This window comes from Rothia sp. HMSC072B03 (genome assembly GCF_001809565.1).
In the GTDB taxonomy this organism is placed as follows: Bacteria; Actinomycetota; Actinomycetes; order Actinomycetales; family Micrococcaceae; genus Rothia; species Rothia mucilaginosa_A.
The window spans coordinates 70,438-83,043 of record NZ_KV797964.1 but is presented as its reverse complement, the minus strand read 5'-3'; the positions used below and the strand labels follow the sequence as shown (position 1 = coordinate 83,043).

Annotated in this window: 12 protein-coding genes; 6 read left to right on the top strand and 6 right to left on the bottom strand. The window is 60.1% G+C overall.

The annotated features are described in order from the left end of the window. Nucleotides 1–49 precede the first annotated feature (49 nt). On the top strand, nucleotides 50–844 hold the full coding sequence (locus HMPREF2630_RS00925; RefSeq protein ID WP_049342942.1) for a TIGR03089 family protein: 795 nt from the start codon (nucleotides 50–52) through the stop codon (nucleotides 842–844). A 108-nt stretch (nucleotides 845–952) separates the two neighbouring features. On the opposite strand, the gene HMPREF2630_RS00920 is transcribed toward HMPREF2630_RS00925, so the two are convergent. After that, a complete protein-coding gene (locus tag HMPREF2630_RS00920) occupies nucleotides 953–1,558 on the bottom strand; it encodes a GtrA family protein (protein WP_246822725.1) in 606 nt (201 codons plus the stop codon). Nucleotides 1,559–1,885: 327 nt separating this feature from the next. On the opposite strand from HMPREF2630_RS00920, the gene HMPREF2630_RS00915 reads away from it, so the two are divergent. The 3 genes from HMPREF2630_RS00915 (at nucleotide 1,886) to HMPREF2630_RS00905 (ending at nucleotide 4,788) form a co-directional block, all read left to right on the top strand. Then, nucleotides 1,886–3,016: a 5-(carboxyamino)imidazole ribonucleotide synthase gene (locus HMPREF2630_RS00915; RefSeq protein ID WP_246822736.1), complete on the top strand. Its 1,131-nt coding sequence runs from the start codon at nucleotides 1,886–1,888 to the stop codon at nucleotides 3,014–3,016. Nucleotides 3,017–3,128: 112 nt separating this feature from the next. Further along, a complete protein-coding gene (gene purE / locus HMPREF2630_RS00910) occupies nucleotides 3,129–3,767 on the top strand; it encodes a 5-(carboxyamino)imidazole ribonucleotide mutase (RefSeq protein ID WP_049342939.1) in 639 nt (212 codons plus the stop codon). 19 nt (nucleotides 3,768–3,786) lie between these two features. Next, nucleotides 3,787–4,788 (top strand): lipid II:glycine glycyltransferase FemX, encoded by a 1,002-nt coding sequence (locus HMPREF2630_RS00905; RefSeq protein WP_049342938.1) that lies wholly within the window; start codon nucleotides 3,787–3,789, stop codon nucleotides 4,786–4,788. A 95-nt stretch (nucleotides 4,789–4,883) separates the two neighbouring features. On the opposite strand, the gene glpX is transcribed toward HMPREF2630_RS00905, so the two are convergent. Then, entirely contained in the window at nucleotides 4,884–5,891 is a 1,008-nt protein-coding gene (gene glpX, locus HMPREF2630_RS00900; RefSeq protein ID WP_049342937.1) for a class II fructose-bisphosphatase, read from the bottom strand. Between the two features lie 416 nt (nucleotides 5,892–6,307). On the opposite strand from glpX, the gene HMPREF2630_RS00895 reads away from it, so the two are divergent. Continuing rightward, nucleotides 6,308–7,027: a carbonic anhydrase gene (locus tag HMPREF2630_RS00895; protein WP_070482929.1), complete on the top strand. Its 720-nt coding sequence runs from the start codon at nucleotides 6,308–6,310 to the stop codon at nucleotides 7,025–7,027. Between the two features lie 234 nt (nucleotides 7,028–7,261). Further along, nucleotides 7,262–8,668: a class II fumarate hydratase gene (locus HMPREF2630_RS00890; protein WP_049333016.1), complete on the top strand. Its 1,407-nt coding sequence runs from the start codon at nucleotides 7,262–7,264 to the stop codon at nucleotides 8,666–8,668. Between the two features lie 132 nt (nucleotides 8,669–8,800). Here HMPREF2630_RS00890 and HMPREF2630_RS00885 read toward each other — a convergent pair whose 3' ends face one another. The 4 genes from HMPREF2630_RS00885 to uppS form a co-directional block, all read right to left on the bottom strand. Next, nucleotides 8,801–10,072 carry an MFS transporter gene (locus tag HMPREF2630_RS00885; protein WP_246822724.1) on the bottom strand — a complete coding sequence of 424 codons (1,272 nt, stop codon included), beginning with the start codon at nucleotides 10,070–10,072 and terminating at the stop codon, nucleotides 8,801–8,803. 417 nt (nucleotides 10,073–10,489) lie between these two features. Then, a complete protein-coding gene (locus HMPREF2630_RS00880; protein WP_070482923.1) occupies nucleotides 10,490–10,996 on the bottom strand; it encodes an NUDIX hydrolase in 507 nt (168 codons plus the stop codon). A gap of 128 nt (nucleotides 10,997–11,124) precedes the next feature. Continuing rightward, on the bottom strand, nucleotides 11,125–11,652 hold the full coding sequence (locus tag HMPREF2630_RS00875; RefSeq protein ID WP_070482920.1) for a prepilin peptidase: 528 nt from the start codon (nucleotides 11,650–11,652) through the stop codon (nucleotides 11,125–11,127). Nucleotides 11,653–11,764: 112 nt separating this feature from the next. After that, nucleotides 11,765–12,574: a polyprenyl diphosphate synthase gene (gene uppS / locus HMPREF2630_RS00870; protein WP_070482917.1), complete on the bottom strand. Its 810-nt coding sequence runs from the start codon at nucleotides 12,572–12,574 to the stop codon at nucleotides 11,765–11,767. Between the last annotated feature and the right edge of the window lie 32 nt (nucleotides 12,575–12,606).

The following is a 12,606-nucleotide window of genomic DNA, read 5'->3' as shown; positions in this document are numbered from 1 at the left end:
CCCCCCCCCCGTGCCCGGCGCAATGCCTGCGGTGCGGTAGAGTGAAACCATGGTTACCCTATCCCCCACCGGTCCCGCGGTTCCCGCCTCCCTCAACCGATTCTTTGAGGCCCTCAGCTCCGTGCAGACCCCCGCACTCATCTGGTACTCCGACAACGGCGAGCGCATCGAGCTCTCCGGGCGCGTCCTCATGAACTGGGTCAACAAGACCGCCAACCTGCTCATCGAGGAATGTGACCTCGCCACTGAAGAGGCCTTCGATCTGCAGGCGCCCCTGCACTGGCGTCCTCTGGTGGTCGGCCTAGCCGCCCTGCGCGTGGGCGCAACTCTCGACCGGGACGAGCCCCTGGCCGCCGCGGTATGCACCGAGCAGGACGCGCGCTTCGTCAACGGCCCAGCCTATCTTCTGGCGGTAGACCGCGCTCCCCTGGCCCTCGCCTACTCTGGGGATTTGACTGCTCTGCAAACCTACGCCGATGAAGTGCTCGATTTCTGTGCCCTGGTGCCCAGCATGGGCGACCACTACGAGGGTCTGCTGCCCGACGAGTCTGCCGAAGTGGTCGAGGGCTTCACCTACTCCGAGGCCTACGCGCAGATTCGCCAGCTAGCGGACTCGTACCGTGGCGAGACGCTTTCCGGCGGTCAGCGGGCGTTGGCCCTCATGCTGAGCCCCAGCTACGGTTTTGATTCCTCGGAGGCGACGCTGAGCACCCTGATGCAGGCCTTGGCCATCATGGCTTCGGGGCGCGCCGTGTTCCTGGCCGATCCGGCCGTTGAGTGGAGCGAAGAGCGGCTTGCATCCCTCCTGGAGGCCGAACGCGCCAAGGAACTGCCCTGTAGTTAGGCCCCCGATACGATAAGAGCGTGAAGATAAAGCACCGGCCCCGATACACGAAGTATCGGGGCCGGTGCTTTATCTTTTATAGAGCTGGTGGGCTCTGAGCGGTGCCGTTTAGCGGCCGCGCTCGGTACCGGACGCGTTCGCCCCGCCGTCCTGAGCCTTGGAGCCTTCCGAGGCTCCGCCGTCCAGGATGGCGGCCGCGTCATCAAACATGCGGCCGAGTTCCTCATGGTCGGTGCCCTCACCCTTGGAGACCTGGTTACGGTGCGAGCCGTACACCCAGAAGCGGTAGAGGAAGTAACGCAGGATGGTGCCCAGGATGGTACCGATGATCGTACCGGAGATGAACGAGGCCTCCGCGGTGCGCAGGTTCAGCACGTAGGTGCTAAAGGCCACGCAGCCGGCCTCAACCATGATGCCCAGCAGGTTGACGATGCCGAATTCGACGGCCTCGCGCTTCCAGTTTTCGGAGCGGGATTCGCGGAAGGTCCACAGGCGGTTCATAAGCCACGAGAAGATGGTGGCCACGATACTTGCGACGACCTTTGCCTTCGTGTGGGACTGCGACATGACGGTCATCATGAGAACCCACACGGTAATGGAATTCACCACAAACGCAGCGCCACCGACGGTTCCGAACTTAAGCACCTCGATGCCGTAGCTGTCCCACAGGGATTTCAGTCGTTCGGTCATGGTGGGTTTAGTCTGTGCGCTCATGCGGGGCCTATCTAACAGGTGGTGTCGGTGGATAGCTTCCGGGTCCGCCAGAGCGGGGCCGCGAGGCAGAGACCGGGCGCCGGGGACTTTTCAAGCTCTTCATATGGTAGTACAGACCGGCCGGGTTATCCCTAGCCGCGCCAGATTTTTCAGTCAATACCCAGCCGGTAGCGGCAGCTTTTCCCCCGCCACAGGCAATCGCCCGCCCACAGTTCACGATACGGTTCATCTAACGTGTACGCCCCGAAGCGAGTACACTTAGGTGATGTGACTTACCCTGTGACTGGACCCGTAATTGGCGTCATCGGCGGAGGCCAGCTGGCCCGCATGATGGCCCCCGCAGCAACTAACCTTGGCATCAACCTGCAGATTCTCGCGGAGGCGCCCACCGTCGGCGCCGTGGCGGCGGTACGCACCGCCCCCGTTGGCGATTACAAGGATCTCGATACCCTCCGCGAGTTTGCCCGCGGCAAGGATGTCATCACCTTCGATCACGAGCACGTGCCCACCGAATTTTTGCGCACCCTCATGGCCGAGGGTGTGAACGTGCAGCCTCAGCCCGACGCTCTGCAGTACGCGCAGGATAAGCTCCTGATGCGCCAGGCCATCGAGCGCCTGGGTCTGCCGAACCCTCGCTGGGCCAAGGTTTCTACCCTGGACGAGCTTCTTGCCTTCGGCGATGAGATTGGCTGGCCCGTGGTGTTGAAGACCCCGCGCGGCGGCTACGACGGCAAGGGCGTGCTTGTGCTGGATTCCCCCGCCGAGGCCCGCGAGCGTAGCTCCGAATGGTTCGAGCAGCTGCCCTCGCGCACCGATTTCTCCGCCCTGCTGGCCGAGGAGAAGGTTCCCTTCACCCGCGAGCTTTCCGCACTGGTGGCTCGTCGTGAGAGCGGCGAGGTGCGCCCCTGGCAGGTCGTTGAGACCATCCAGGTGAACTCCATCTGTGACGAGGTGATTGCCCCCGCGCAGAACCTGGCCCCCGAGATTGCCGAGGCCGCCGCGGCCGCAGCCGTGACCATCGCCTCCGAGCTGGGCGTGACCGGCGTGATGGCCGCCGAGCTCTTCGAGGTGCCCGGCTCCCCCGCAGGCTTCTACATCAACGAGCTAGCCATGCGCCCGCACAACACCGGCCACTGGACCCAGAACGGTTCGGTGACCAGCCAGTTCGAGCAGCATCTGCGGGCCGTGCTGGATCTGCCGCTGGGCGATACCTCCGTGCTGGACGAGGTCGCCGTCATGAAGAACTACCTGGGCGGCGAGAACGAGGACATCTTCGGCGTCTACCCGCTGGCCCTCTCGGCCGAGCCTCGCGCCAAGATTCACTTCTACGGTAAGGAAACCCGACCCGGCCGCAAGATTGGCCACGTGAACATTTCGGGCCGGGTCGATGAGCTTGAGAACCTGCGCCACAGCGCCGCCAACGCCGCATCCATTTTGCGCGATGGCCGCCCCCTGTAGGCGACGGGCCACTCAAATATAGGTCGAGCGCGGGTTCTCTCCGCTGAGAACCCGCGCTCGACGCCCCTAGTGATGGTGGTATTCCACCGCATTGTGAAAGGATATGAGGATTATGTCTCAGTCTCCCTATGATTCCTCCCAACCCATTGTCGGCATTGTGATGGGTTCCGATTCGGACTGGTCGGTCATGGAGGCCGCCGCCGAGGTGCTGGAAGAGTTCGGCATCCCCTACGAGGCTGACGTCGTCTCGGCGCACCGCATGCCCGAGGACATGATTGAGTACGGCAAGAAGGCTCACAGCCGCGGCATCCGCGTGATTATTGCCGGTGCCGGCGGTGCCGCTCACCTGCCGGGCATGCTCGCCTCGGTCACCGCTCTGCCGGTGATTGGTGTTCCGGTGCGCCTGAAGAACCTCGAAGGCATGGATTCGCTGCTGTCGATTGTTCAGATGCCCGCCGGCGTTCCGGTAGCTACCGTCTCCATTAACGGTGCTCGCAACGCGGGCCTGCTGGCCCTGCGCATCCTGGGTTCGGGCACCGATGCTTTCGCCCGCCAGGTGCACGACGACCTGCACGAGTTCTCGGCTAACCTGCGCCAGTCGGCTATCGACAAGGGCGCCGCCCTGCGCACCCGCGTGGCCGAGGCCAAGGCCAAGGCAGCCGCCGAGCGCGAGGCTGAGGAGAACGTCTCTTCAACCCGTCCGAACTCTGCCCCCGAAGCCTCCTCGGAGCCCCAGGCTTACGTTCCCTAAGCTCGGATACACTAGAAGGATGAGCAATATTCTTCAGTCCGATATTTGGGCACGTTTTCAGGAATCTAATGGTCACACCGTAATCCGCAAGAGCGGTAACGGCTGGTCGTACCTTGCAACCGTTGAGGGCGGCGCCACCGGCCGCTACCTGTACAGCCCGTACGGACCGGTCGCCTCCAGCGCTGTGGCCTTCGACGAGGCTCTCGCGTCATTGAAGGAAGAGGCCGCGAAGCACCGTTGTCTGTTCGTGCGTATCGAGCCTACCGAATCGGCAATCTGGGGTGACCAGGATGCCGTTACATTCCTAGCTCGTCGCGGTGCGGTTCTAGCTCCTCGCCAGGTGCAGCCCTCGCACACGCAGATTATTGACCTCTCGGGCACCGAGGACGAAATCCTCAAGGGAATGAGCTCCAGTTACCGTAATCGTCATCGTAATATCCACAAAAAGGGCGTGACCATTGAGGTGTCGACCAATCCCTCGGATATGACGATTCTCTTCGGCTTCCTCGAGGAGACCGCGGAGCGTAACGGTTTTAACCGTCAGCATGACGATTACCTGATGCAGGTTGCTCGCGTGCTGATGCCCGCCGGTGCGGCATCGCTCTACATTGCGAAGCTGGCGGGCGAGAACGGTGAGAGCACCCCGATTGCGGCGGCGTTCGTGTACGATTCGGACGATACCCGCACCTACGCGCACGCTGCGGCTTCCTTCGAGCACCGCAACCTTAGTGCAGGTGTTGTGGTGGTGACGAACTTCATCCTGGACGCTAAGCGTAAGGGCCTGAAGTACGTTGACCTCTTCGGCATCGCGCCGGAGGATCAGCCGGATCACGAGTGGGCCGGTTTCACGAAGTTCAAGAAGTCCTTCGGCGGCGAGTCTGTGGAGTACCCGGGTACCTGGGATGTTCCGGTGACCTCGCTGGGTTACCGCGCCTATACCCTGGCGTACAAGGCACGCCCGGCGGTTCGCGATGCAGTGTCGAAGGCGAAGGATAAGCTGCGTTCCCTGCGTTCGCGCTAACGTGTGCCGGTAACGGCGATAAGCATAAGGAGCCGCCCCCGACCGAGTGATTCGGTCGGGGGCGGCTCCTTATGCTTGGGGGCTACCTCAAAGGCTTAGGCTTCGCCGGGGCTCTTGGTGTGCGAGAGAATCTCGCGCAGGCGGGAGAGGCGGTGCTCTGCCTCAACGGTACGCACGGTGCCCGAGGAGGAACGCATAACCAGCGACTGGGTGGTCACAACGTTCTTGCTGTAACGCACGCCGCGCAGCAGCTTGCCGTCGGTGATACCGGTTGCGGCGAAGAAGCAGTTGTCGCTGGTGACCAGGTCGTTGGTGGTCAGCACGCGGTCGAGGTCGTGGCCGGCTTCCAGTGCCTTTTCACGCTCTGCCTCGTCGGTCGGTGCCAGGCGGCCCTGGATAACGCCGCCGGTTGCCTTGATAGCGCATGCTGCGACAACGCCTTCGGGGGTGCCGCCAGTGCCGAGCATGAGGTCCACGCCGGTGTTTTCGCGGCAGGCTGCGATAGCGCCGGCGACGTCACCGTCGAGGATGATGCGGGTACGGGCACCTGCCTCGCGAATCTCCTGAATCAGCTTGGCGTGACGGGGGCGGTCCAGCACGCATACGGTCAGCTCGCTGACCTTCTTGCCCTTAGCCTTAGCGACCAGGTGCAGGTTCTGCTTGACGGGCAGGCGCAGGTCGACGAACTCTGCGGCGTCGGGGCCGGTGACCAGCTTCTCCATGTAGAACACTGCGGAGGGGTCGAACATGGTGCCGCCGTCTGCCACAGCAATCACGGAGAGGGCGTTGTCCATGCCGAGTGCGGTCAGGCGGGTACCGTCGATGGGGTCAACCGCCACGTCGAGGGAGGGACCGGAGCCGTCGCCGACATTCTCGCCGTTGTACAGCATGGGAGCCTTGTCCTTCTCGCCTTCACCGATGACAACGGTGCCGTTGAAGTTGACGGTGGAGAGGCGGTAGCGCATAGCGTCGACAGCTGCGCCGTCCGCAAGATTCTTTTCGCCCGCGCCAACCCAGGGACCCGCTGCGATGGCTGCGGCTTCGGTAGCGCGCACCAGTTCCATTGCCAGGTTACGGTCGCCGTGGTTATTGTTCGTAGTCATAGACTCACCTTCGAGATGTCTGAATACACCGTCGGCTGGCTGGTTCTTTCCAGCACGAAGTCGCCGACGCAGTAGTGCTCCTTTCAGGATAGCGCGCGGGCGCTTCGTTTTCTTATTCTGAACGAGTTTGCGTGCGTGTTGACTTTACGGTGAGCAGATGCGACAAATCTGTGAGGGTTTCGTCTCTCTTCGGCGCTTCATACGCTCTGAGGCACTGATTTTGGATGTTGTGAAGGCGCGCCAAACTAGCTATTTTTCGCATATTTAAGGCATATTTGAGGTAGGTTCTTTCTCCGGGAGGCTCCCGGCAAGGAGCTGAGCTTCAGCGCGAGCGCCTGAAGCCCCACATACCCGTTCGCAGATTCGCTGGCTCCGACGGCACGCGTTATCTGTATTTGTCCGCTAAGGAGCATCACATGGCTGGCATCCAACCGACTCCCGCAGAAGCATGGAAGCGTCTGAAGGACGGTAACCGCCGTTTTGTTGAGGGTAGCAATGAGCACCCCAACCAGGACACGATTCGCCGCACCGACCTGGCTGCGGGCCAGTTCCCGTTCGCCTCGATTTTCGGTTGCGGCGACTCTCGCCTCGCGGCAGAGATTATTTTTGACCTGGGCCTGGGCGACGCGTTCGTGGTGCGTACCGCCGGCCACGTCCTGGAGAACGCGGCGCTCGGTTCGCTGGAGTACGCGGTTGATGAGTTTGAGACCCCCATTGTGATGGTTCTCGGTCACGACTCCTGCGGCGCCGTGACTGCGGCCAGCAAGTCTCTGGAGTCCGGCGAGATGCCGCACGGCTTCATCCGTAACCTGGTGCAGCACATCCTGCCTTCGGTAATGTCCCCGAAGCTACCCGAAAACCCGGTCGTCAACGATATGGTTCGTGAGCACACCCGCCAGACCGCTATCCGCATTATCGAGCAGTCCCACATCATTTCGGATGCGGTGCTTGCGGGTAAGGTCGCCGTGATCGGCGTCTTCTACCACCTGAAGGAGGGTAAGGCCGAGCTCGTGTTCAGCTCGCAGGACCTCGCTCTGCAGGAGGAGAAGAACGATGAACAGAACCCGCCGACCCAGACGCTCCCCGTGGTCGTGAAGACTCCCCCGCGCGTCGTGATTGCCGAGAACCTGGACTAGAGCCCGGATTTATTTCTCCGGAGGGACGATAAAACGGCCCACCGCGAGAACCCACTCGTTCACACGCAAGACCATGTTTTTTCATGGGTAAGCCCCTCCCCTACGGTGTGTTCCCACATTCGCGGGGGTGGGGCTTTTTCCGTGCTCTGAATCCTGCAAAATTTATGAGCGTTTTTCCTTTTCTGGCACCGGATTTTGGCGACGGGGGCCACTTTGAACGCCTATGCTAGAGATATGGCTGAAAACATTGAATACCGCATTGAACATGACACCATGGGCGAAGTTCGCGTTCCGGCTGATGCACTCTACCGTGCACAGACCCAGCGCGCAGTCGAGAACTTCCCGATTTCGGGTCAGACTCTCGAATCCGCCCATATTCGTGCGCTTGCCCTCGTGAAGAAGGCAGCCGCGACCGCCAATGAGGAACTCAAGGTGCTCGACGCTGAGCGCGCCCAGGCTATCCGCGACGCAGCGGATCTGGTAGCAACCGGTAAGTACGACGCCCACTTCCCCATTGACGTCTTCCAGACCGGTTCCGGTACCTCATCGAACATGAACGCAAACGAGGTCCTGGCAACCCTGGCAACCCGTTCCCTGGAGTCCAAGGGCATTGAGGTTCACCCCAACGACCACGTGAACGCTTCCCAGTCCTCCAACGACGTCTTCCCCACCTCCGTGCACGTTGCTGTGACCGAGGCTCTGGTGAAGGACCTGATTCCCGCTCTGGAGGTGCTCGCTGAGTCCCTGGAGCGCAAGTCCGCAGAGTTCAAGGACGTTGTGAAGTCGGGCCGTACCCACCTGATGGACGCAACCCCCATCACCCTGGGTCAGGAGTTCTCCGGCTACGCCGCAACCGTGCGTTACGGCATTGAGCGTGTGAACGCTTCCCTGCCCCGCGTGGCTGAGGTTCCCCTGGGCGGTACCGCTGTGGGTACCGGCATTAACACCCCGGCTGGTTTCTCCGCTCGCGTGATTGAGTTGCTGGCTGAGGAGACCGGCCTGCCCCTGACCGAGGCTCGTAACCACTTCGAGGCTCAGGCTAACCGTGACGGCCTGATTGAGGTTTCCGGCCAGTTGCGCACCCTGGCGTACGGCCTGATGAAGATCAGCAACGACATCCGCTGGATGGGTTCGGGCCCGAACACCGGCCTGGGCGAGTTGCACATCCCCGACCTGCAGCCCGGCTCCTCGATTATGCCCGGTAAGGTCAACCCCGTGATTTGTGAGGCTACCATTCAGGTTGCCGCTCAGGTCATCGGTAACGACGCAACCATTGCTCTGTCTTCCACCAACGGCGCGTTTGAGCTGAACGTGGGTATTCCGGTGATGGCCGCTAACCTGCTGCAGTCGATCCGCCTGCTCGCTAACGTCTCTCGCGTTGCCGCCGAGAAGATGGTTGACGGTCTGACCGCTAACGTTGAGCGTTGCCGCTTCCTGGCTGAGGCTTCGCCCTCGACCGTGACCCCGCTGAACAAGCTGATTGGTTACGAGGCTGCTGCGAAGATCGCTAAGTACTCGGTGGCTCACAAGGTGACTGTCCGTGAGGCAGTTGTGGCTCTGGGCTACGTGGAGCGCGGCGAAGTGACCGAGGAGCAGCTGGATGCGGCTCTGGACGTCACCAAGATGCTGGGCAACTTCTAATCTCACCTGCCTGAACCTCACCTGATGTTCGCGGCTTAACCATAGAGGGAGGGGCGACTCGCCATGACGGCGGGTCGACCCTCCTTCTGTATGTGTTCTCTGCCCCGTCATTGAGTCGGCAACAGATCCTCACTATTGTTCAACGATATTGAACACTTTGAATTGTTTATAGTGGACCAGCGTGTAGATGAGGCAGAGTACAGCCGGGATACTCACGACAAGCGCAGCGTTGAAGGAGCCGAGATGGTCAAGCATCAGTGCTACCGCGCCCATGGAGTACAGCGTTCCTAGCCCAAACACGGCACCGTCAAGGGAGCTGGCACGCCCCAGTAGCTCATTCGGCGTAATGCAGTCACGCAGATTGTTGGAGAAGATGAAAGCTGATGCCCATCCTACGTCCAGGATGAAGAGCAAGGCTCCGAGCACTACAGGATTATTGCTGATGGTGACCAGCGGTATTCCGAGCAGGGATACGACATTGGCGACCAGCAGCATTCCTCGTGTGTTCTCGAAAGAGAGGAAACGATCGATGATGAGCGCCGCGACGATACCACCGATACCGCTGCAGGCCATAATCATACCTACCACTGAGGCTTCAAAAGTGAGCTCCTCATACAGACGGTAAATAATAATGAGCGAATACGATGCTGTAGCTGCCGCCAAGAAGAACGTGTAGACAAGGATAAGTCTCTGCGGGGCGCCGGAGAACATGTATTGGATACCGTCAAACATGCGGTGAATAAACCCATGTTGTGCGGTTTCGCGTTGCTCAGTTTTAGTTTCCATCTCTACGGATGGCAACGTTGCGTATGAAATAGTTGCCGCTCCGAAAAGGAGCACCGGGACGATAAGACCGACCGTTGCACCCGCGACAAGAACAATAAATCCTGCTGTAGGGGGCGCAATGATTGCGGATATTCCCTCGCAAATTTCACGACGTGCGTTGTACGAAAGAAGGTTTTCTCGTCCGAGAAGCTGCGGAATATATCCTGCTTCTGAGGCAGCAGCCAGTTCGGAGAAGACACCACTCACAAATCCTAGTGCGGCGATGGTGAACCATGACAGCATATGCTGCTCAATCATCAACGCCAAGGTAAGGATACTGAGGATGTTTACTGCCCCGGCAATCACAATCATAGGTTTTCGAGGCAGACTATCCGATAGGGTTGCTAGCGGATATGCCAAGGCGATATTGGGGATTTGCATGGCTACCGCCATTACGCCAGCCAACCCAATTTCGCCTGTACTAGCGAGAATCGCGATGGGTAGGGCGAAGGAATATATTCCTGTACCTACCAGAGAGCCGATAAGGGCTACGTAGATTCTCCAGGGTATTTTATGTGTTGTCATGCTTTGCTCCTTCCAGGACGCATCAAAATAGCGACCAAGAATTGCGATGAACACAATGAGCCTAGTTCACAGAAAAATGGCATGCCTTAAAGATTTATAGGCAGAGTAAAAGGAAAGCGACTACGCTCACCAGAACATCACGTGAACGAATCTTTCTCGGGTTACTGACTAATACGGGGCCGTCACTCCCAATGTAACCCGTGTCATATATAAAGCATCTCATGCGCACCACTCATAACTCGACACACAGGCGCAACTTAAAGTAAAAAAGACAAAAACAAAATAAAACCACGGCAACTTTTAGGTTTCCAGCCCCCCACTCCCACAGGAAAACAGGAAGAACCACCCAATAACATGTAATAAACTGTCATAAAAATACTGGGAGGGGCGACTCGCCATGACGGCGGGTCGCCCCTCCCTCTGTATGTGCAGGTTTAGTTCAGCGGCTTTTACTCAGTCCCAGTAACCGGTCTAGAGCTCTTCCGGCGGCACCGATTCCAAACCAAAACGGCAGTGGCCGTCATAGTTCAGCGCCGCATCAATACGGTCCAGCATCCGCTCCGAAAGCAACGCACGCTCCGCCGGGTCAGACACATCCACCCAACGCACCTGCGAAGACTCCTCATCATTCACCTTCGCCTCACCAGAAACCCAGCGGCACAAGAACGTATGATCCAAGAACTGGCAGCGGTCACCATTACCGAACTGCATGGCAGGGTCAGCCTTCACCTGCGCCAGCTCCAGCACCTCAATCTGCACGTTCGCTTCCTCCTGCGCCTCACGCAGGCAGGTCAGTGCGGGGCTCTCCCCCGGGTCCACAATGCCCGTAATCGGGGTCCACGCCCCGTTATCGCTACGGCGCACCAGCAGCACCTTAGAATCCTGCTCACGGTACACCACAGCCGTCGCACCGGACAGCCACAGGTAATCCGAACCGATCCGCTCACGCAGCTTACGGATATAGGGAGGAGTAGGCATAACATCAACCTTTCAAAAGCTCCCGGAAAGTCTACCGGGGAATAGGTGCTAGAGAGCAGAGCGAACAGCCGCGAGCCGCACACAGAACAAGCCCGCCACTTAGCCGGACGGTCACCCTACTTCGGAATCTACCACAGAGAATACGCAGGAGCCGCCAACGCCACCAGCGCACCCAGAAGCATAAACGGACCGAACGCAATACGGGTGCTACCGCGCGCCTTCGTGAACAGCACCAGAGCCAAAGACACCAGACCACCGGCAAGGAACGTTACCAGCGACGCCCAGCCCAGGTTCGCCCAGGACAGGTACCCGAGCACGCCGCCCAGGATGCCGGCGAGCTTCACATCCCCGCGGCCCAGCGCGCCAAAGGACAGAATACGCAGAAGCCCGTAGCAGAACCAGAGCGCCAGACCGGCACCAATCACGCGCCAAATATCGGCGGGGCGGCCCGCAAAAAGCAAAGACACCGGCAGCGCCGTATAGGTGGCAATAGCCAAAGGAATCAGGATGCGGTGCGGCAGGCGGTGCTCCCGCACGTCAATACGCCACAGCCGCAGGGCACACCACAGAAAATACAGCAGGTAGCTGCCGAGCACCAGAGCGGCAATAACGGAGGCACCGCCTGTGTTGTAGAGGCGGGAAAGCTCAGCGAGCATAGAACGTCCATTCTGTATTGCTGGAGGCTGTACTACCGGAGGCTACTAGTCAGGAACAGCCAGCCAAGAAACACGAGCCAACGGCGCTAGACCCTTAGCCTCTAGGAAGCTTCTAGGAACCGAAGCGGCGGGAACGGTTCGCGTAGTCCCGCAGGGCACGCAGAAAATCAACGCGCGTGAAATCCGGCCACAGGGCACGGCAGAAATAAAACTCAGAATACGCGCTCTGCCAGGTCATAAAACCGGACAGGCGCTGCTCACCCGAAGTGCGAATCAGCAGGTCCGGGTCAGGCATATCGGCGGTGTACAGGTGCGAAGAAATATCCTCCACGCTCAGCTGTTCGGCAAGCGATTCCAAGGATGTGCCCTCAGCGGCGGCTTCGAGCAGAACTGAGCGGACCGCATCCACAATCTCCTGGCGGCCGCCGTAACCGACCGCAATGTTTACCCGCACGCCGGATAGGTGCGCGGTCTGCGCAATCGCCCAGTCCAGGCGCTCGTGCAGCTGGCGGGGAATCAGGTCAATATTGCCGATGGCGCGCACAGGACCGCACGCAGACTCCACCAGCCGTACCAGGAAGTTATCGATGACCGCCACCAGGCCGGTCAGTTCCTGCTCGGGGCGCTTGAGGTTCTCAACCGAGAGCATGTACAGGCTCACCTGCGGAATCGACAGCTCGGTGCACCAGGCCAGAAAATCAATAATTCGCTCCGCACCGGCGGCGTGGCCCTCACGGGTGCTCAAGCCGCGCTGAGCCGCCCAGCGGCGGTTGCCGTCCACCAGCACTCCAATGTGGGCGGGCAGGATTTCAGGGCTCAGCGAGCGCTCCAGGGCCCGCTCGTAGACGGTCAGCTCCGTGACAGTACCGGGGTTGCTGGCATGACCGTGCACGGTAATCACGGGCAGGGCGTTAGCGCTCATGGCTCGTACCTCATTCGGCTGTCGAAGCGGAT